Below are 19,915 nucleotides of genomic sequence, written 5' to 3'. Positions count from 1 at the left end.
CTAATTCAGTGTGCCTTGTCCGTGGCGGGTGCGCTGCTGGATGAAGCGGTCGGGCGGGCCGGTGCCGATGTCGCGGTTCCCGGCGAGGAGGATGCCGGTGCAACGACAGGCGGCGTCATACAGGTGACGTCTTTACGCGGGTCCTGCGCATCCGGACGGCTATACGGCTGTCCGATTGGCGTCATCCGGGCGGACATCAGTGCCGCCGAGCCGTGCAGGCGCCAATCATAGATCACGCTGTAATACATCACACGCGCGACGTATTCGCGGGTTTCCTTGAACGGGATGGTGGCTACGAACAGATCAGGGGGCAGGGTGCCGCGCGCGTCCAGCCACTGCTTCACGCGTGCTGCTCCCGCGTTGTAGGCGGCGCTGGCAAGCCAGGGCGCGCCGTCGAAGCGGTCGGCCATCTGGGCCAGGTAGCGCGTACCCAGTTCGATGTTGACGGTGGGGTCGTACAGGCTCTCGGCACCGGCCCAGGGCAGGCCGTTGCGGCGTGCCACGTCGGCGCCGGTGCTGGGCAGCAGTTGCATCAATCCACGCGCATCGGCACCGGACTGGGCGTCGCTCATCCAGGCGCTTTCCTGGCGCAGGATGCCGTAGGCCCAGGCGGGGTCGATGCCAGCCTGTTGGGCTTGCGACACCAGCCCGTCCTGGCGGGCGAGCGGGAAGCGCAAGGTGTAGTAATGCAGGCCCTCGCCATTGTTGAAGGTGAACACGGCGCGGTCATACCAGCCGCGTCGGTCGGCCAGATTCACCGCTTGCCGCAAGGTCTGCGGGTCTGCATTGGCCATGGCCTGACTCCATTCGCGCCGTGCCTGCTTGGGCATGCCGACGGCGAATAGCTCGAAAGCGCGCTGCATGCCGGGTATCGCCAGCACCGCCTGCTCGCCCTGCGGATCAACCACCGGTTGCGCCACGCATAGCGAATAAGGCGAGCCCTGATGATCGGCCGCCAGATAACCGAAGTAGCTGGATTGCGCGGCGGCCGTGGCATACGCGCTTTGCGCTTCGCTGGAACGCCCCAGTTCACTCAGCGCGCGCGCGCGGAAATACAGCCACTCGTCATTCTGCTGCAGAGCCGGCGGCATGGCGTCGATCGCAGCCAGCACGGCCGCCCAGTTCTGCTGGGCCAGCGCCACGCGTACACGCCATTCGCGGCTGACGTCGGTTTGCGCTGAGGCCGGCAGATTGATCAGCCGGGCCAGCGCATCGCTGTCATAGTCGGTGGCGTGAAACAGGGCCAGGGCGTTGAGGATGCTATCGCGCTGGCTGGGGGCGAACTGGAACTGGTTCTGAAGTTTCTGCCAAGCCGTGTCGGCAGTCATCGACTGGCGCCGTGCCATGCGGACCAGGGCGAGCGTGGCGGCCTGGCGCGAGCGCGCCGTGTCCGGCCAGGTCGGGGCGGCGGCCACGGCCGAGGCAGGATCGCTGAGCGCCAGCGCCAGGCGCTGCGCCACCGGGACGTCATCGCCTTGCAACCACTGCACCAGGCCGGAAATGCTGCCGCCCTTGCCTGCATCAGCGGCGATATCGATCCGCGCCCACAGGCGTTCCCGCGTCAACAGGCCCTGATCGTGCGCGGCTTGCAGCACGGGATCGCATGCGGATGGCAGGGCTGGCGTGGTCCACAGCGAGGCGAGATCCTTGTTGAAATCCAGCGGTGTACCGTCTGCGATCTTGGCCTGCAAGGCATCACAGGTCAGCGTGTCGCCCAGGCCGGGTTGGTACATCGCCTCGAAGTTGTCCCAGTCCTGACGTCGCGCCAGCTCTTGCAGGAAATGGCGACGCAGGTCGTCAGCCGGGATCAGGTCCGGATATTGGCGCAGATAGGCTTCGACCGTGGGGCGGTCGATCAACTGGATATCGTGTTCCAGCGACGCCGCCTGCAGGTACGGATAAAGCGGGAAGTTGCGCAGCCCGGCAGCGAACTGCCGCCAGCTGTCGCCGCCCTGGCTGGCTGCCGCATAGGCCTGCTTGAAAGCGGCGCGTTGCGATTCGAGGCTGGTGTTGTCGGTCTGGGCGGTGACCGAACTGACCAGCATCCAGCCGGCAAGGACGGTCAGCAGACGACGGCCAAGGCGCGTTACGGCATGCGGGGCCATGGAAACTCCTGCGGGCGATCGGGCTGAAGTGTAATGGATGGCTTGGAAGTGCCCTGAACGATCGGTAAGTTTTCCAGCCGCGGCGTCGAAAATGAGTGAGCATATCCGCGGCCGGTGGGCTGGTAAGCTTGCGCGCTTCCACTACGCTGCATCGGCAGGACCTGCATGTTGCCACCGTCGAAAAACGTCGCTCATTACGGACTGGCCTGGCTGACGCTGGTGCTGACGACGCTGGCTGGCGCGACCTGGTGGTGGAATGTCGGACGGCCCGTGACGTTGCCGGATGCGCCGTCCGATCGTATTGCCTGCGTATCCTACGCGCCGTTCCGCAAGCCCGGTGAAACACCTTTCAACCAGCACTACATCATCACGCCGGAACGCATCGACGAGGATCTGCGTACGCTGTCGCAGCGCTTCGACTGCGTGCGTACCTACTCGCAGAGCAACGGTCTCAACGCCGTGCCTGCCATTGCCGCGCGCTACCACATGCAGGTGCTGATGGGCATCTGGCTCGGCAGCGTGGAAAAGCTCAACGAGCAGGACGTGGCGATGGGCATTGCCACGGCCAACGCCAATCCCAAGGTGATCCGCGGCATCGTTGTCGGTAACGAAGTGCTGTTGCGCGGCGATCTTTCGCCGAAACGTCTCATCCAATACATCCAGACCGTGCGCGCGGCGACGCCGGCATCGATTCCTGTCACCTATGCCGACGTATGGGAGCGCTGGCTGAAATACCCGCAGATGGCGAAGTATGTGGATTTCATCACCATCCACATCCTGCCTTATTGGGAGGACAAGCCGGTGCGGGCCATTGATGCGGTCAAGCACGTCGAAGACGTGTATACGCACATGAAGCAGGTGTTCCCGGACAAGCCGCTGATGATCGGTGAAACCGGTTGGCCCAGCGCGGGGCGCCTGCGTCGTTCGGCCGAACCCAGCATCGTGGATGAAGCGCTTTACCTGCGTGAATTCCTGCGTTACGCGGCGACCGTGAACATGCCGTACAACGTGATCGAGACCTTCGATCAGCCATGGAAGCGTGCGCTGGAAGGCACCGTGGGTGGCTACTGGGGCATTTTCGATTCGAATGCGCACCCGAAATTTCCGATGCGCGGACCGGTGACTGAAGATCCTCGCTGGTGGCTGGGCTGGCTGGCTGGTGCGCTTGGTGCGGTCGTCTTTACCATCGTAGGCAGCGTGGGCCGCAAGTGGCGCGGTGTGAGAGGCTGGCTGGCCTTGCTGATGGCTGGCTTTGCCGCGGGTACCTCGGCAGCGTGGCAGATCCGGCAGATGACGTTTGCGTGCGCAGCGCCGTGGGAGTGGGTGCTGTCGTCGGTCTGTCTATTCGCCGCGTTGTGTGTCGCTGCGGTGTTGGCCCGGCGCATCGCCGCGCATCTGGCCGATCATCATGATCATTCCGAGCCGGCATCCTGGTGGCGTTTCTGTTCGCTGTTCGGGCTGGTGCTCTACGACATCCTGATGGCGTTCGACGGCCGTTATCTGGATTTCCCGATGGGTTTGTTCCTGTTGCCCTGCGTGGCTTACGGCGTATTCGGACTGCTTACGCATGAGCGGTCCATGCCGTCCGCGGAGCAGCGCTTCATGGCCTGTGTCGGTCCATTGCTCGCGATCGCGCCGGTGGTGGCCGAAGTCGGCATGAACAAGGTGGCGTGGCTATGGCTGGGTCTTAACCTGGCGATTAGCTTGCCCGTGCTGGTGGCCTGGCGCTGGCATACGGTTCGCTTGCAGGCGCAGCAGGCGTAAGCAGCCGATCAGCAGCGCGACCGCACCGGCGTAATAGCAATACATGATCACCGCGAACAAGCCGAGCGCCGCGGCCAGCCAGGCCATCGCCGGCTTTTTCATGATCAGTGCAAGCGCGGAGGCCACCAGGGCGGCGATGCCAAAACTGTAGCTGTTGAAGCCAAGCACGATGAAGCGGCGTATGCCGCATGAGGACGGCCCATGGGCGGGGTCGTCGCACATATGCGCCAATGCCGGCGGCTCGATAAAGCCGTAGCGCAGCCATGTCGAAAACAGTCCGATCAGCACGATCAGAAGCCATGGCCAGGTTACGTTGAGCAGTTGTTTTGCGGTCATCGATGATGTGGTTTGACGAAAGGGGCGGGGAGCTGGATTTCAGCGGCCAACGCAAGATGATCGGAGAAAGCTTGCGGCAGCGTCCATACTTTTTCGATCCGGATGCCGGGTGAAACCAGGATGTGGTCCAGTGCGCGCTTGGGTTTCCAGCTGGGAAAGGTGAGCACTGGATGCGCTGGCGGCTGCAGATCGCAGCGCTCGAACAGATGCTGCATTTCCCGACTATGTGCATCGGTGTTGAGATCGCCCATCAGCACGGCATGCGGATAATCCTGCAGTACTTCGGCAATGAAGCCGAGCTGCTTGGTACGCGCCTGTGCGCTCAGTGAGAGATGCGCGATCATCACCGCCAGGCCGTTGGCATCATCACCGAAGTGCGCGAGCAGCGCGCCGCGGCCGGGAATGCGGCTGGGCAAGGGATAGTCGATCACGGCCTGCGGCTCGAGTCGGCAGATCAAGCCGTTGGCGGTGTGCGAAAGCTGCGCTACCGGGCGATTCGGCTGATGGCTCCAGAACGGCATGCCCGAGGTTTCGGCGAGGTAGCGCGTCTGGTTGAGAAAACCCGAGCGCAGGCTGCCGGCATCAGCTTCCTGCAAACCGATCACGTCGAACTGCGGGAGCAGTTCGGCCAGACGATCGAGGTTCTCGAGTTTGCTGCGTCCAGGCAGCACCGCGTTGATGCTGCGTGTTACGTATTGCCGGTAACGCTGCACGCTGGCGCCGGCCAGGATGTTGCAGCTCAGCAAGCGCAGCCGTTGTTTGGCGGGGGCGCGGGTCATGATCCAACGTTATACGCTTGCGGCGTCATTCGTGTGAACGACGCTGCGAGCAGTCATTTCCCTTTGTCGGCGTTCAGTTCCCGCTGCACCAGCCACTTGGTGAGCGCCACGAGTTGCGGGAAGTCCTTGATGTTGGCGCTGCGATACTTGCCGTCAACCACGATGGTCGGCGTGCCGTCCACACCCCAGGTCTGAATCAGCGCGAGATCTTTCTTGATCTGCGCATCGGTTTCGGGTGAGTTGGCAATCACCATGAACTGGCCGCGATTGGCGCCCTCGCTGGCATAGAAGTCGGCGATTTCATCCATCGAGTTGATCGGATACTGCTCCTTGAACTTCTTGTCGAAGAGCGCGTCGTTGGTCCGCTCGAACAAGCCCAGCTTCTTTGCTGCATAGTAAGCGCGGGCGAACGGTACCCAGGCGTCGTTGAACGGCGCCGGCACCTGCTTGAGCTCCACGCCCGGCGGCAGATCCTTACGCAGCTGGTCCACATAGGGCGAGAACTCGGCGCAGTGGATGCACGCATAGGAGAACACTTCCACCACTTCGACCTTGCCGCTGCTGCTGTAACGTTGATAAGGCGCAGGCAAGGTGACGTATTCGTTGCCGTCGGTGAACGGCGCGGCAGACTTGTCGGAGCTGGCCGCGCTGCAGGCGGTGGTCAGCACCAGGCCGCAGAGCAGGGCAGTCAAACGGGATCGGGCGGTCTTGAACATGGTTCTTCCTGCTGGGTAACGGCGCTCGTGCCGTTGTCGATCAATCAAAGAAAAAGCGCCCGGCGAACCGGGCGCTGGAGTGTTGGACTTACTTGCCGGCCGCTTCCTTCGAGACCAACCATTTGGTGAGCTCGATGCTTTGCGCATAGCCGCCAGCGTCGCCGGGCGTGAAGCGGTACTTGCCGTTCACGATGATGGTTGGGGTGGCGTCGACACCATAAGCCTTAACCATGTCATCGGCGCGCTTCATCTGCGTATTGATGCTGAAAGAGTTGGCCACGGCGACGAATTCCTTCGGATCGACGCCATATTTTGCGTAGAACTTGGCGATGTCATCGATCGTCGGCCAGGCGGACTGCGGCTTCGGCCGGCCGGTGGTCAGATCGTCGGAGGCCAGCTCTCCGGACTTCCAGACCGCATCGAACATTGCGTCGTAGGTCTTGTCCGCAACGCCCATGGCTTTGGCGGCGAAATACGCACGCTGGAACAGCGGGAAGTTTTCGTCGGGGCGGAACGAGACCGGCAGGTAGCTCATCTCCGCATTCGAGGGCAGGCTCTTGGCCAATTGGTCGGCGGTGGTGTGGAACGCGTTACAGGCCGGGCAGGCGTAGGAGAACGCTTCCGTCACCACGATTTTGTCCGGATTGCTGGTCGGCTGGGCCGGCTCGATGGTGAAGTAGTTCTTGCCTTCCACCCACTTGCCGTCATCCACGAATGGCGCGGCCGGGGTGGAGGGCTTCTGCTGTTGAGCCGTGGTGCTGGCGGCTGCCGGCGCAGGGGCCGTGCTGCTGCTTGCTGCGGCGGTCGAGGCGGCAGCCGGCGTGCTGGCCGCCGGAGCCGGCGAGGCTGGTGCGGCCGGAGCCGAGGTCTGTGCTGGGGCGGGCTGTGGGGCGGTGCCGTTATCGGAACCGTTATGACTGCAGGCGCTTACCGCAAGCAGTGCCGCACAAAGGAAAGTCAGACGCTTCAGCATGGCTGGTCTCGGGAGGGGGAAACGGAAAAGCCTTGGACAACATAACCGGTCGAAAGTTACGGTGATGCGGCCACAGAGGCGTTATTGTCGGCCACGTGCAGGCCTTCGATATAGCTGGCCAGCGCGGCGATGTCCTGTGGGTCGAGCTGCTTGGCGATCGCCGGCATGATCTGCGCATGCGGTTCGTTGCCCCAGCTGACGCCGTCGTGGAAATCTTTCAGCTTGGCTTCCACGTATTGCGCATGCTGGCTGGTGAGCTGCGGGTACATCGCGCCCGGATTGCCGCGGCCGTCCATGCCATGGCAGGCCATGCAAGCCGGAATGCCGCGGGCCGGGTCGCCTTCGCGATAGAGCTTCTGGCCCCGGTCGACCAGGGCCTGATCAGCTACGCCAGGCAGTGAGCGCTTGCTGGCGAAATAGGCGCCGATGTCGTGCATGTCCTGATCGGAAAGCGGGGTAGCCATACCCAGCATGATCGGGTTCTGGCGGGAGCCGGACTTGAAGTTATGCAGTTGGTGCGCGATGTACATCTCGTGCTGCCCGGCCAGTTTCGGATACTGCGGATCGGTCGAGTTGCCGTCCATGCCATGGCAGGCGCCGCAGGCGGCAGCCTTGGCCTGGCCTGCGGTGGCGTCGCCCGGTTTGGCAGAGGCCATGTCGTTGTCACCTGCCGCCGCGGCGGATGCGGCAGGCGCCGCTGCCGTGCTCGCGGCGGCCGGCTTGGCGGCGGCTGTCGTAGCGGGTGTCGGGGCTGTCTGGCCTTTGGTGTTCTGCGCAAGTGCGACGCCGGCAGAGAGAGCAAGAATCAGGGCTACTGCATTCACTACAGCGGGCCGAAAACCGGCGAGCCGAAAACTCATACACTTGCCTCCAGGAAATACTGCTACGAATGTTCGGTACGCACCCTCAGCGACCGTGACTGGCAGAACCTTGGGGTACTCTGATCAGAGCATTCCAAATTATCCCCACGCCATACTAGCCGGTCAAACGACGACAGATGAGTTCTAACCCGTTGCAAGGCGCACAATTCGTGCTCGCCGCCCACCGCATCAATCAGTTGCCCGCCGACGAGGGAGCGGAAGTTGCATTCGCCGGCCGCTCCAACGCGGGCAAGTCCAGCGCATTGAATGCGTTGACTGGCCACAAAGGGCTGGCGCGTACCTCCAAGACGCCGGGCCGCACGCAGCAGATGGTGGCGTTCTCGTTGCCGCCCATCGTGCACGGCACGGCGTTGCCAGCGCTGGACGCGCGCCTGATCGATCTGCCCGGTTACGGTTACGCCAAGGTGCCTGAAGCCTTGCGCGAACATTGGCGGCGCGAGATTGATCGCTATCTGCATGAGCGTCGCAGCCTGCGCGGCGTAGTGCTGATCGTGGATATCCGTCATCCCTTGAAAGAATTTGATCGGATGATGCTCGATTTCTGTCTCAATACCGAGCTTGCCTGCCATGTCTTGCTGACGAAAGCGGACAAATTGTCGCGGAATCAGGCAAGCCAGTCGCTTGCGGCGCTGCGCAAGGAGCTGCCGGTGGGCACCCCGGCCACGGTGCAGATTTTTTCTTCCGCGGATGGCACCGGCGTGGAAGAAGCGCGCAGTGCGGTGATGCAGCTCCTGGAAGGTAATGTCAGAACGAAAAGCCTGGCGGAGCGATAACCACGCCCCTGCCGGGCTTACGCTTGCTGGTTTACCGCCCGCATGAAGATGTCACACAGTGCCTGCATACCGGCGCGGTCCTCGTCGTCAAAGCGTGCGATCGACGGGCTGTCCACATCCCACACGCCCAGCAGGCTGCCATCGGCCTTGACCAGTGGCACCACGATCTCCGACTGCGACGCCGCGTCGCAGGCAATATGGCCGTCGAAGCTGTGTACGTCACGGATGACCTGGGTTTCGCGGGTTTGCGCTGCGGTGCCGCATACGCCCCTGCCCAGCGCGATGCGAATGCAGGCGGGCTTGCCCTGGAACGGTCCGACGACCAGCTCAGTGCCGTCATAGAGGTAGAAGCCGGCCCAGTTCAGATCGGGCAGGCTGTGGAATACCAGTGCGGAAAAATTGGCGGCATTGGCGATCAGGTCGGGTTCTCCGGCCAGCATGCCTTCGGCCTGCTGGGCCAGGTCGGCGTAAAGCTCGCGCTTGCTGTTGGCCTGGCCGGTCTTGATCTCGAACATGGCGGACAATCCGAATTCTGAAAGCTGGTGATCTAACATGGGATGCCAAGTGCCTTGGCACAAGGGGAGCCTGCGGATCATGAGCAAGCATGACGAGTCTGCGCAACGGCGGCCATCACGATCACTTTCTGCCAGCCGGTTTATCGAGGCGCGCGCGACGTATTACGTACAATACGGCCCCTTGGCGATGGCCCCGCTGTCCTCGTTGACGATGCCGGTCCTGCCACCGATCAACGACAGCGAGTCGCTCTCGCTGCCGGGTATGATTTATGTCTTGCTCACTGCGGTCTGCCATCCGGCGGGGCGCTGGTCGAGACGCGCATTGGCACAAGTAACATGAAGTCTGCATTGTTTATCGCCGGGACCGATACCGGCATCGGCAAAACCCATTCGGCCTGCGCCTTGATCCATGCCCTGCGCGCAGCAGGGCAAAGCGTTTGCGGCATGAAGCCGGTCGCAAGCGGTTGCATGGAAACCGCCGACGGATTGCGTAACGAAGATGCGCTCGCCTTGTTGATCGCAACAGGTTCTTCCGCGCCTGCTTACGAGATCGTCAATCCGCTTGCGCTACGCGAACCGTTGTCGCCGCATCTTGCCGCTGCGCATGAAGGCGTGACGATCACGCTGCCGCCGTTGCGCGCTGCGTTTGACACTTTGCGCGCGCGCTATGACGCGGTGGTGGTCGAAGGCGTGGGCGGCTGGCGTGTCCCGCTGGCGCCGGGATTGTTTGCGTCGGATATCGCCAGATCCTGGGATTTGCCCGTGGTGCTGGTGGTCGGCTTGCGGTTGGGCTGCCTGAGTCACGCCTTGTTGACGGCAGAAGCGGTAGTGGCGGACGGCTGCAAGCTGATTGGCTGGATTGGGAACCGCGTCGACCCGCACATGGACGCGGTGGAGGACAATATCCAGACTTTGCGCACGCTGCTGCCGGTGCCTTGTCTTGGCATCCTGCCGCACGGCGTGGCGCCGGAACAGGCGGCGAGTTTGCTCGACTGCGCAGCAATCACTTTTTGAACAGGAACAGGAATCGCACACCGGTTCCTGACGATACGGTCAGCCACAGAGGGAGTCTTTAATGACCAACCGCAGCCGCTATTACATCCAGATCAAAGACCTTCCGCATGCGCGTGGCGCAGAGGCGGCGTTGAGCTATGACGGTGCCGGTCCGAATGATTTTGCCGCTGCCCTGCAGGAAGCCTTGCGTAGCCCTTTGCTGTTTCAGCGTTGGCGTGCATTGCAGCCTGATCCGGATAGCGTCGATGTGCGACTTGGCGTCACTGATCAATTGGCAAATGTAAGCGCGAAGGCGGTGGACCTGCACACCGACGTGGAAGTGACTTCCGATCTGCCGATGAGCATCCTGCGCCAACGCCTGAACTGGTTGATCGGTAACCATTGGCAATTGCACGACGTACGCCCGGCGTAAGTAGTCGGTGCGGTTTGAGCGAGATGAGGTGTTTTACCTGACCGGCGTCTGACAAACGCACTGACATAAAAAAGCAGCTGCGCGTGTGCGCAGCTGCTTTTCACTGTTTCGACTTCTGGTTGCGCGGTTAGTGCTTGCGCTGCTGAATATGATCGGCCAGCCACAGCAACGGATCGGCATTGCCTGAAATACTGCGTGCCGCATCGCGTGCTTCGTCGAACAAGTCATTTGCACGCTGCTGCGCCTGCTCCAGTCCAAGCAGGGACGGGAAGGTGGATTTGTGCTGGGCGAGATCCTTGCCGGCAGTCTTGCCGAGCGTGGCGGTATCAGCGATCTGATCCAGCACGTCGTCCTGAATCTGGAACGCAAGGCCGATGCAACGGCCGTATCGATCAAGTGCGTTACGAACCGTTTCCGATGCGTTCGCGGCGATCGCGGCGAGCTGGCAGGTGACCAGAATCAAGGCGCCGGTTTTACGGGCATGCAGCGATTCGAGCTGTGCAAGCGTCAGGGTGAGATTCTCGGACGCCATGTCCACCGCCTGCCCGCCAACCATGCCCAGTGAGCCGGAGGCGTGCGCGAGCGCGGTGATCATCCGCACCTTCTGCTCCGCGTCGAGTGCATTCGTCGTGGCGAGCGCTTCGAATGCAGACGTCTGCAAGGCATCGCCCACCAGGATTGCGGTGGCTTCGTCATAGGCCTTGTGCACGGTTGGTCGGCCGCGACGCAGGTCGTCGTTGTCCATGCCAGGCAGGTCGTCGTGTACCAGCGAATAAGCGTGGATCAGTTCCACCGCACAGGCGGCGGCATCGAGTTTCTCAGGAGCGACGGCAAGCGTTTCGCCAGCGGCGTACACCATCAGCGCACGGAGGTGCTTGCCGCCTTCGCAGGCGTAACGGATGGCCTCGTGCAATCGCGCGGGATCCGTCGAGGCAGCGGGAAGCACCGCATCCATGGTGCGCTCCAGCCTTTGCAGGTAGGCGGTCACGCGGGTATCGAAGGCGGAAACTTGGGGTGAAATCAGGCTCATGCAGGGTCCGGGCAGCGCGCAGGGATCCGCCGATTTTAACATCCCGCTATGGCTGCTGCCCTATCCGCGGAGGGTGGCAGCGGTGAGGAACGAGAAGTGAGCGAAAGCCCAGGCTTTTGCTCACTTCTCGCCCTCTCCATGCATATCTCATGCTCAGGCTTCGCGATACCAAAGCAGGATCACGCCCACCAGCATGAAGCAGATCGGCCAGACCCAGCCCGCGATGCGGCCACCGCGCCCAGGCAGGCGCAGTTCCAGCCAGCGCGCCCAGCCGGCCGAGACGCCGGCCAGGGCCAGCGGGGTGTGAGTCAGCTCGATCAGCAGCTGATCCTTGACGTTGGAAATCTGGTGGCTGTGGGTCAGCAGCATCGCACCGCCCACCGAGACGAGCAGCGGGAATACCAGTGCCGCTTTCGGATTGTGCAAGCGTCCCGTGCGCACCGCCCATTCGAACATGCCGAACAGGATGATCAGCGCCACGAAGAAACGATGCTGGGCCACTTCCACATCGCGCCAGGCCACCCAGAACCCCTCGCTGCCCATCGGCCACACTTCAGGATCGGATCGCACCAGCAGAAAACCGGCCATCAGCAGGAATAGCAGCGGCCAATGTTTGAGCCATCTGACGCCAGCGCGGTTGAGCAAGGCCAGGAAGCCAATCAGCAAGACGAAGATACCGGCCCAGTGATGGTTGTACTCGGACCAGGCAATGTCGTCGGCGTTGCGTGGCGGCAGGATGCCCGAGCCTGGCACATTGGCTTGTGCGGCGACCTGCCCACGTTGGGTGGCTTCCTGGTCCAATTGCGCTTGCATTTGCGAAATCGCGAGCTTGTCGTGATCGGGTGAGGTGAAGCGCGGCCACGCTGGTGCATTGCGCACGGCAATTTCGTGCAAGGTGACGCGGTCGGTGGTGAGATCGACGGCGGGTGGTACGGACGTCAGTGATGCTGCCGCAAAGAAGATGGTGAAGCCGATGCCGATTTCCACTTCGGCGAAGCGGCGCAGGCGGATGACCGAGGCATCCTGATTCTTGCGCAGCCGCTCGGTGACCATCAGGTTGCCCGCGCCCAATGCAAGCAGGGCGAGGAACATGGCGATCTTCGCGCCCACCATCACACCATAGGCCGTGCCGTAGAAGCCTTGCAGACTGCCGATATAGAACAGGCTCATCACGGCACCGGAAATCACGATGCTGGCCACGCCGATCATCGACATACGCGAAAAGCGTGCGCCAACCAGACGCCATCCGTTCACATCGCGCAGATGACTCAGCGCCAGGACGAAGCATGGAATTGCGCCAACCCAGATCGCGGCGCCGAACTGATGCAAGCCTTCGACAAACAGCAGCAGCGCGTTGTTATCCAGACGCGCATAGGCGTGCGTGGTGAAGGTGGCGGCGGTCAGTTCCGCGGCGCCGATCAGCAATGGCAATACGGACGCCAGCGGGCTGGCAGCAACACGCTTGCCCAGGCACGGAATCAGCAGCAGCGCGCACAGGATCTTGACCGTGCCGGCAATCGCGAACGGTGCCTGCATGACATCAAAAAAGCCCAGGTCGACCGTTGACATCACTACTGCCACCTGCAAGCCCACGCCCGCGAGTTCGACAATGATCAGGCCGATGGCGCTATAGATGGTGAGGCGCGTGATGCGCCGCTGCAGGTCGTCGCCTTGCTCAATCAGGCGTGCAAACGGCCGTACCAGGAACACCAGAAACAGGATGCCGCCCAGCGTCATCGACTGCGCGACGATGGTGAAGCCGTGCAGGATGATGCTGAGGTAGCCGAAGATGTCGACGAGAAGTTCCACGGGTGCGCTCGGGCAAGGAAGATGAGTGAGGAGTGAGTGGAGAGAAGTGAGAGAAAAGCCGCTTCAGCTCGCAGCGAGCCGAAGTGACAGGCTTTCTCTCACTTTTTTTCTTCGCTCATCCTTGAGGTTACGGCTTGGCCGTGACCGTGAACGGCACGTCGCCGCGGGTGATATGGCCATCCAGCGCAAGCGCCTGCCAGCGAATGGTGTAGGTGCCGGGTGCGAGATCGGCGCTGGTGTCCAGCTCGTTGGGCTTGCCGCTGTCGACGGCGATGGTCAGCACGGTTTGGCTCTGATCGGACTTGACCAGGGTCAGGCGCGAGCGATGCTGGTCGATCTTGCTGTTGTACTTGAAGAACATGTCGACGTGACCCGCGGTCACCGTGCCATTGGGCTTGGGCATGCTGTCGATCAGGATGGCGTGGGCCGAGACGGACATGCTGGCGACGGTGCAAGCCGCAGCAACCAGGAAAGTTCCAAAATGACGACGCAAGGACATCAGGCTGTTCTCCAGTAGGGCTTTGCCGTTAACGGCATACGAAAATTTCAGTCAGGATGGCCAGGCCATCGCGGAGCCCGTCGCCTTGGCGGCGGTGCTCAGCGCCTGGGTGGCGCGCTGCATGCGTGAGTATAGTCGGGGCAGGTCGGACAAGACCGACGGGTGGCGGCACAGGGCGGTGATCAGGGCGAGGGGGCGGGGACGTCCCCATGCGTCGACGCTGTTATTCAGGGCGGCAGGAATGGTGTCTTCCACTTCATCGACAATCGCCCGCAAGACGATAAAGGGCAGGCCGCGTTCGCCGGCAACTTCAGCGACGGCGCCGCTTTCCATGTCGACCGCCAATGCCGCATGTCGCTGCTGTGCAGCCGATTTGTCGGCGGTGGTCAGCAACGGGTTCTGCACGCTAAGCAGGGAGCCGTTCGTGTGCAGCGGCAGTTGCGTGCTTGCAAGTCGTTGCTGCAGGCGTGTGCGCCACGGTGCATCGGTGGGATAGGCACGACCACGCTCGTCAACGATCTGCTCCGGGCAGAACAGCGAGCCGTTGCGCAAGCGTCCATCCAGCGCACCCGCGACGCCGAACACCGCCAACGCGGTTGCGCCTGCGTCGGCCAGGCCTTGCGCTGCGCGCCGCGCAGCGATCGGGCCCATGCCGCTGAGCCAGAGCGCAGCACCCTGGTCGAGCGGTGTCATGCCATCCGGTTGTGCGTTCCGAGACGTTAGCGTCCTGGCCTCCGATACCAGCGCCACGACGATGCCGGTTGTGCGGATGGCCGAGGGCTTGCTCAAGCTGCGGCCGATTGCGTCAGTTGCCGGTAACGGGTCAGTGCCCACAGCGGGAAGTACGCGGTGTAGCCGTGATACTTGAGGTAGTACACGCGCGGGAAACCAGGCGCATTGTGCGAGGGGTGATACCAGAGCCCGGCAAGCGCACCGCTGGTTTGCTGATGGGCCAGCAGGAAGGTTATGCCGCGCTTGACCGAATCGGACTGCGCTTCACCCATCGCGAGTTGCGCGAGTACGGCCCATGCGGTGGATTGCGGCGTGCTGACGTTGCGGTTGGTGCCGCGCAGCGCCGCATCGATATAGCTGTCGTTGGTTTCGCCCCAGCCGCCATCTGCGTGCTGGCGCGAGCGCAGCCATTCAATCGATTTGCGGATATAGGGCTGGCGCGGATCTTCACCCGCCAGGGCAAGACCGGCGAGCACGCTCCAGGTACCGTAGATGTAGTTGCTGCCCCAGCGGCCCCACCAGCTACCGTCTTCCAGCTGCGTCGAACGCAGGTAGTCGATGCCACGGCGCAGGCTTTCCTGGTCCTGCGGGCGCGCGAGTACGCCCAAGGCAGCGACCACGCGGCCGGTGACGTCTTCGGTGGGTGGATCGAGCAGCGCGCCGTGATCAGCGAATGGAATCGCGTTGAGGTGGTAATGCGTGTTGTTGGCATCGAATGCGGCGAAACCACCGTTCTTCGATTGCAACCCGATCATCCAGTCCATGGCACGGTCGGTATTGATGCGATGACGGCCTGACTCGCCGCGACGGCGATCCTGGATATGCAGCAACGCCGCGACCACCGCCGTGTCGTCGATATCCGGGTAGTACGCATTGTTGTACTGGAAGGCCCAGCCGCCTGGCGCGAGGTCGGGTGCCTGCACGGCCCAGTCGCCCTTGAGTTCCAGTTCCTGCTTGGACGTCAGCCAGTCGGTCGACCTGGCGATGGCGTCCTGCGTGGCGTCGTCACCGCTGGTGTGCATCAGGGTGAGTGCGCTCCAGACGGTATCCCAGATAGGAGATACGCAGGGCTGGCAATAGGCCGAGCCGTCGGCGCGGTGAACGACCAGTTTCTGGATCGAGCGCAGGCAGGTCTGGCGAGCCGGATGATCCTTGGGATATCCCAGCAGGTTCATGGCTTCGTAGCTGTTGACCATCGGCGGGAAAATCGCACCGATGCCGTCCTCGCCGTTCAAGCGAGGCATGAACCAAGCCTCGGCCTTCTTCACTGCAAGCCGTCGTACGCTGTTCGGAATGAAGCGGTCGGCGAAACGACCGATCTTGTCCAGCACGAGGAAGGTGCGATTGAGCAGCCCGCCCCGAACGAAGTAGTGATGCTCTTGCTCCGGCGGCGTGACGAACAATTCGCGAATATGGATCTTGCGCGGATTGGCGGCCTTCGCCTTGAGCGAGCAGAGAACGGTCAGCGGCACCAGCGTGGTGCGCGCCCAGTACGAGATCTTCTCGATGTGGAACGGGAACCAGCGCGGCAGCAACATGATCTCGACCGGCACGTATGGCGTCGCGCGCCACGGCACCTGTTCGAACAGTGCCAGCAGGATGCGCGTGAACACGTTGGCCTTCGCCGCGCCGCCGAGCGCAAGGATGGCCTTGCGTGCCATGCGCATGTGCTCGGCTTCGGGATCGTCACCGGCAGCCTTGAGCGCGAAATACGCCTTGATCGTGCACGACAGATCGATGTCGCCACCGTAATACTGCGGCCATCCGCCGTGCGCATCTTTCACCTGAGTGTCGCGCAGATAGCGCGCCATCTTCTCCTGCAGCACGTCGTCGATCTCATCCATGAAATGCATCATCAGGATGTATTCGGCGGTGATGGTGGCGTCGGATTCCAGCTCGAAACACCAGTGTCCATCTTGCTGCTGACGCGCGAGCAGGGCCACCCGGCCGCGTTCGATCGCTTCATCCAGGCCGTTGGTTTCGGCTGTCTGGAAGAGGTCGTTGACGGTAGCGGTGGCGGTGTTGGGCGTCGAAGAATTCATCATTGATGGTGGACTTCCTGCGCATCCGCCGTTTCACGCCAGGTGACGTCGGCAATATGCGGGATGGAGCGCTTGGGCCACGTGCGTGCAGGACTGGATGGCTCGCTCCACTCGGCGGTCAACGGCGTTAGCGGCAGTCCGCGTGCAGTGCTCGTGAACAGCCAGCGCAGGGCCGCATTGGACTTGCCGAACAGCCGCGTAAACAGGATGGTGCGCGCAACGGCCTTGCGCGAAATCTTGATCTGCGTGCCGGCGGAGAAATCCAGATTGTTCTGCAGATTGCGCAGGGTCAGCAGCGCCATGCCGATCGCCCATAGGCAGAAACGACGAACGCCGGCATGTTTGGCCGGGATCAGCAGGGTGTAGTCGAGTGCCTGGCGCAGATGCGCATGGGCAATGCCCACCAGTTCGGACATGGTGGCGGCATAGCCGGCGTTTTGTTTGCCCGACTTCAGCTCGATCAGCTTCACGCCGTGACGCGCGAACATATCCTGCGGCAACCAGCAAGCGCCGCGCGTGCGATCTTCCCACTGGTCCTTCAGGATGTTGGTCATTTGCAGACCCTGCCCAAACGACACCGCCATCCGCAGCATGGTGTTTCGGTGCGGGATCAGGGCCGGTTCGAAATCGACGAACAGCTCGGTGAGCATTTCACCGACCACGCCGGCCACGCAGTAACAGTAACGATCCAGGTCGTGCAGCGTGGGCAGGCCATGCAGGCCGGCCTTGCGCTGAAACTCGTGCATGCCGTGCGACATGATCTTCAGGCACTTCACGATCGATGCCTGTTGCGGTGGTGCAAGACTACGCGTTACTTGCAGCACCAGCGGCAGCCGGCGCATCAGATCGCGTTCGGCGTCCAGTGTTTCGTTCGACAGCAGGGGTGCGACTTCGTCGGCGACGTCCTGCGGATCAATGTCACCGGTGACCGCACTGACGAAAGCATTCTCGAACGAGCGCTTCTGTTCGGCCGACAGGGCCGGCTCGTCTTCGATGGTGTCGGCGATGCGACAAAGCAGGTAAGCGTTCGCAACCGCACGACGCAGCTCCGGTGGGAGTTGCGGGATGGTCAGCGCAAAAGTCCGGGACACCTTGGGCAGGATCGCGTCCTGGTAGGTGTTGGCCTCTTCGCTTCCGGCAGGGGCGGTGGCATTGTGAAATTCGATCATTGGTGTGCCTCAATCCGCGGAATTATGACACACCAATACGGGTGCGCTTTTTGAATGGCGGTTCTGATCGAAGCTCCCGAACCCTTCAGGAACGAGTAAGGCGAACACGCACGCTTGCTGGCTTTGGGCTGGCTAAGTGGGGTTGGCATGCCCAATATGCTGAAGCAGCAGGCGGTTTTCGTCCATAATTGTGTGATGACAATTCTCATTTCTTCGAATGCGTCAACCTTTGCCGCCACTTTGCCACCGCTAGCATTCGCGGCGGTTTCGCTGTGAGGGCGCTGGTTACCGGGGCCACCGGTTTCGTGGGTTCGGCCGTGGCCAGGCATCTGTTGCGCGACGGGCACAGCGTGCGGGTTCTGGCCCGCCCGGGCTCGGATCGCCGCAATCTGCAGGGGCTTGATGTGGACGTGGTCGAGGGCGACCTGACCCGGGCCGAGTCCCTGTTGCCGGCCTGCGATGGCTGTGATGCGCTGTTCCACGTCGCCGCGGATTACCGCCTGTGGGCGCCGGATCCGAGTGAGCTGTATCGCGCCAATGTCGATGGGACGCGCTCGATCCTGGATGCTGCGAGAAGGGCTGGAGTGCCGCGCATCGTCTACACCAGCAGCGTCGCCACCCTGGGCATCCCCAAGGACGGCACGCCAGGGAGCGAGAGCACGCCGGTTTCGGTGGACGACATGATCGGCCACTACAAACGCTCCAAATTCCTGGCCGAGGAAGTGGCCCGGCAGTATGCGGCAGAGGGGGCGCCGATCGTGATCGTCAATCCGTCCACGCCGATTGGCCCGCATGACATCAAGCCCACGCCGACAGGTCGCGTGGTGCGCGACGCCATGGCGGGACGTGTGCCGGCCTATGTCGATACGGGTCTCAACATCGTTCACGTGGAAGATGTGGCGCACGGACATTGGCTGGCTTTTGAGCGCGGTGTGGTTGGCGAGCGCTACATTCTCGGCGGCTTCAACATGAGCCTGCGTGAGGTACTGACGGAGATTGCGGATATCGCCGGGAGATCGCCGCCCAGGGTGCGCCTGCCGCATGGTGTGGTGATGCCGATCGCGTACATCTCCGAAGCGTGGGCGCGCCTCACGGGCATGAATCCCATTGCCACGGTGGAAGAAGTGCGCATGTCGAAGAAACGCATGTTCTTCACCAGCGCGAAAGCCGAGCGTGAGCTCGGCTACACGGCGCGTCCTGCGCGCAAGGCGCTGGAAGATGCGGTGAAGTGGTTCCAGGTCCAAAGGCACTCGTAGGTTGGGATGAGGCGCAGCCGCATCCCAACATCGCAATATATGGGTTGGCGTTGGGATGCGGCTGCGCCTTATCCCAACCTACGTCGCTAGTTCTTATTTCTTGGCCTTCTTGCGCCGCTCGAAAAACTTCAGCACCGGCAATGCGCATTTCACCATGAACGGCATGGTGGTCGGGCGCAGCAGGCGCTGGTCGTAGCCAGCGAAGCGGCGATCGTTTTCGCGCAGGCACCATTCCATCAGCTCGACGACGCTCAGATCCTTTTCGGTCACCGACTGGGCGCCATTGACGGTGAAGTTGTTGTCCTGCGCGTGTTCCTTGCCTTCAGCGTCCAGGCTTTTGGCCAGGTCCATGCGTTCCAGGCCAAGGAAGCACCACACGCGGAACACCTTCCATTCGAACGCGATGCGCTTGATGAATCCCAGGTTGGCACGATGCCAGGCCACCCAGTTGGCGAATAGCAGGATGTGACGACATTCTTCCTGCATCACCGGTTCGAAGGTGTCGATCAGTTCCGGCGGGAACAGGCCTGAATCGTGCGCCACCTTGAACAGGCCGAAAGCGAAGAAGCTGTCGATGCATTCGCTATAGCCTGTTACCAGATACGCCCATTCCGGATCCTTGGGATATTCATACGGCGGTTCCGGCACCAGCGGAATGTTGTAGTGCTGCACCATCTTGGACAGCACTTCTTTGTGGCGATTTTCTTCCCAGGCATTTTGCGCGAGCGCGTTACGCATCTGCGGATCGAGAAGCGTGCGCGCATAGGCGGCCATGCGCAGGCGCGCCTTGCCTTCGGTCTGTACGGCGATATCCCAGATCGGCAGCGAGGTGATGCGATGCAGGGCGGCCTCATCCAATGTCGGCCACTTGAGCACCGATGGACGATAAGGATTGAAGGTCTCCTCGAACATCCGGCACATCATCTGCTTGTGCACGTCAGAGCCGTACTTGATGCGTTGCTGCGGGTCATTGCCCGACCAGTGCCGGGTACGCGCCTCGGAGGCAGCGATGGTCGCAGCATCCGGTTCACCCGTCGGTAGCACAGGCTCATGAAAGCCGGGCACCAAGGACTGGGTATCGAAGGCCTCGTGTTGGAACGTCATACTCAA

At 62.3% G+C, this 19,915-nt stretch carries 20 protein-coding genes; 6 read left to right on the top strand and 14 right to left on the bottom strand.

The window, feature by feature from the left end; translation table 11 throughout:
- Positions 1-5: 5 nt before the first annotated feature.
- The gene (locus ISP19_RS12240) at positions 6-2,105 is read right to left on the bottom strand and encodes a transglycosylase SLT domain-containing protein (RefSeq protein WP_204682507.1); all 2,100 of its coding nucleotides are present in this window, start codon (positions 2,103-2,105) and stop codon (positions 6-8) included.
- 165 nt (positions 2,106-2,270) lie between these two features.
- Here ISP19_RS12240 and ISP19_RS12235 point away from each other — a divergent pair, with 165 nt between their 5' ends.
- The gene (locus tag ISP19_RS12235) at positions 2,271-3,869 is read left to right on the top strand and encodes a glycoside hydrolase family 17 protein (RefSeq protein ID WP_204682505.1); all 1,599 of its coding nucleotides are present in this window, start codon (positions 2,271-2,273) and stop codon (positions 3,867-3,869) included.
- Here ISP19_RS12235 and ISP19_RS12230 read toward each other — a convergent pair.
- The 5 genes from ISP19_RS12230 to ISP19_RS12210 form a co-directional block, all read right to left on the bottom strand.
- Complete coding sequence (locus tag ISP19_RS12230) at positions 3,780-4,205, bottom strand: hypothetical protein (RefSeq protein ID WP_204682503.1); 426 nt, start codon at positions 4,203-4,205, stop codon at positions 3,780-3,782. The genes ISP19_RS12235 and ISP19_RS12230 overlap by 90 nt on opposite strands.
- Positions 4,202-4,984, bottom strand: coding sequence for an endonuclease/exonuclease/phosphatase family protein (locus ISP19_RS12225; RefSeq protein ID WP_204682501.1), 783 nt, complete (start codon positions 4,982-4,984; stop codon positions 4,202-4,204). The genes ISP19_RS12230 and ISP19_RS12225 overlap by 4 nt, the downstream gene beginning before the upstream one ends.
- 53 nt (positions 4,985-5,037) lie before the next feature.
- Positions 5,038-5,700, bottom strand: a complete 663-nt coding sequence (locus ISP19_RS12220; protein ID WP_204682499.1) for a thiol:disulfide interchange protein DsbA/DsbL — start codon at positions 5,698-5,700, stop codon at positions 5,038-5,040.
- An 88-nt stretch (positions 5,701-5,788) separates the two neighbouring features.
- Positions 5,789-6,673: a thiol:disulfide interchange protein DsbA/DsbL gene (locus ISP19_RS12215; protein WP_204682497.1), complete on the bottom strand. Its 885-nt coding sequence runs from the start codon at positions 6,671-6,673 to the stop codon at positions 5,789-5,791.
- A 56-nt stretch (positions 6,674-6,729) separates the two neighbouring features.
- Positions 6,730-7,533: a c-type cytochrome gene (locus ISP19_RS12210; RefSeq protein WP_204682495.1), complete on the bottom strand. Its 804-nt coding sequence runs from the start codon at positions 7,531-7,533 to the stop codon at positions 6,730-6,732.
- 137 nt (positions 7,534-7,670) lie between these two features.
- Here ISP19_RS12210 and yihA point away from each other — a divergent pair, with 137 nt between their 5' ends.
- Positions 7,671-8,327 (top strand): ribosome biogenesis GTP-binding protein YihA/YsxC, encoded by a 657-nt coding sequence (gene yihA / locus ISP19_RS12205; RefSeq protein ID WP_204682493.1) that lies wholly within the window; start codon positions 7,671-7,673, stop codon positions 8,325-8,327.
- Positions 8,328-8,344: 17 nt separating this feature from the next.
- On the opposite strand, the gene ISP19_RS12200 is transcribed toward yihA, so the two are convergent.
- Complete coding sequence (locus ISP19_RS12200; RefSeq protein WP_204682491.1) at positions 8,345-8,842, bottom strand: GAF domain-containing protein; 498 nt, start codon at positions 8,840-8,842, stop codon at positions 8,345-8,347.
- A 79-nt stretch (positions 8,843-8,921) separates the two neighbouring features.
- Here ISP19_RS12200 and ISP19_RS12195 point away from each other — a divergent pair, with 79 nt between their 5' ends.
- The 3 genes from ISP19_RS12195 (at position 8,922) to ISP19_RS12185 (ending at position 10,268) form a co-directional block, all read left to right on the top strand.
- On the top strand, positions 8,922-9,182 hold the full coding sequence (locus ISP19_RS12195) for a hypothetical protein (protein WP_204682489.1): 261 nt from the start codon (positions 8,922-8,924) through the stop codon (positions 9,180-9,182).
- Positions 9,179-9,856: a dethiobiotin synthase gene (gene bioD / locus ISP19_RS12190; protein ID WP_204682487.1), complete on the top strand. Its 678-nt coding sequence runs from the start codon at positions 9,179-9,181 to the stop codon at positions 9,854-9,856. Before ISP19_RS12195 ends, bioD begins: the two co-directional genes overlap by 4 nt.
- A gap of 61 nt (positions 9,857-9,917) precedes the next feature.
- Complete coding sequence (locus ISP19_RS12185; protein ID WP_204682485.1) at positions 9,918-10,268, top strand: hypothetical protein; 351 nt, start codon at positions 9,918-9,920, stop codon at positions 10,266-10,268.
- Positions 10,269-10,395: 127 nt separating this feature from the next.
- Here ISP19_RS12185 and ISP19_RS12180 read toward each other — a convergent pair whose 3' ends face one another.
- The 6 genes from ISP19_RS12180 to ISP19_RS12155 all read right to left on the bottom strand — a co-directional run bounded on the left by ISP19_RS12180 (position 10,396) and on the right by ISP19_RS12155 (position 17,549).
- On the bottom strand, positions 10,396-11,298 hold the full coding sequence (locus ISP19_RS12180; protein WP_204682483.1) for a polyprenyl synthetase family protein: 903 nt from the start codon (positions 11,296-11,298) through the stop codon (positions 10,396-10,398).
- Positions 11,299-11,451: 153 nt separating this feature from the next.
- On the bottom strand, positions 11,452-13,107 hold the full coding sequence (locus ISP19_RS12175) for a copper resistance D family protein (RefSeq protein WP_204682481.1): 1,656 nt from the start codon (positions 13,105-13,107) through the stop codon (positions 11,452-11,454).
- A 127-nt stretch (positions 13,108-13,234) separates the two neighbouring features.
- On the bottom strand, positions 13,235-13,606 hold the full coding sequence (locus ISP19_RS12170; RefSeq protein WP_204682479.1) for a copper resistance CopC family protein: 372 nt from the start codon (positions 13,604-13,606) through the stop codon (positions 13,235-13,237).
- A gap of 51 nt (positions 13,607-13,657) precedes the next feature.
- Positions 13,658-14,395, bottom strand: coding sequence for a phosphorylase family protein (locus ISP19_RS12165; RefSeq protein ID WP_239556763.1), 738 nt, complete (start codon positions 14,393-14,395; stop codon positions 13,658-13,660).
- Positions 14,392-16,383, bottom strand: a complete 1,992-nt coding sequence (gene shc / locus ISP19_RS12160; protein WP_239556762.1) for a squalene--hopene cyclase — start codon at positions 16,381-16,383, stop codon at positions 14,392-14,394. The genes ISP19_RS12165 and shc overlap by 4 nt, the downstream gene beginning before the upstream one ends.
- On the bottom strand, positions 16,380-17,549 hold the full coding sequence (locus tag ISP19_RS12155; protein ID WP_204682477.1) for a phytoene/squalene synthase family protein: 1,170 nt from the start codon (positions 17,547-17,549) through the stop codon (positions 16,380-16,382). The genes shc and ISP19_RS12155 overlap by 4 nt, the downstream gene beginning before the upstream one ends.
- A 272-nt stretch (positions 17,550-17,821) precedes the next feature.
- On the opposite strand from ISP19_RS12155, the gene hpnA reads away from it, so the two are divergent.
- Complete coding sequence (hpnA, locus tag ISP19_RS12150) at positions 17,822-18,805, top strand: hopanoid-associated sugar epimerase (protein ID WP_204682475.1); 984 nt, start codon at positions 17,822-17,824, stop codon at positions 18,803-18,805.
- 93 nt (positions 18,806-18,898) lie between these two features.
- On the opposite strand, the gene ISP19_RS12145 is transcribed toward hpnA, so the two are convergent.
- Positions 18,899-19,909, bottom strand: a complete 1,011-nt coding sequence (locus tag ISP19_RS12145; RefSeq protein ID WP_204682472.1) for a ferritin-like domain-containing protein — start codon at positions 19,907-19,909, stop codon at positions 18,899-18,901.
- Positions 19,910-19,915 lie beyond the last annotated feature (6 nt).

The organism is Dyella flava (assembly GCF_016904955.1).
Lineage (GTDB): Bacteria > Pseudomonadota > Gammaproteobacteria > Xanthomonadales > Rhodanobacteraceae > Dyella_B > Dyella_B flava.
This window is presented reverse-complemented; position numbering and strand designations above follow the sequence as displayed.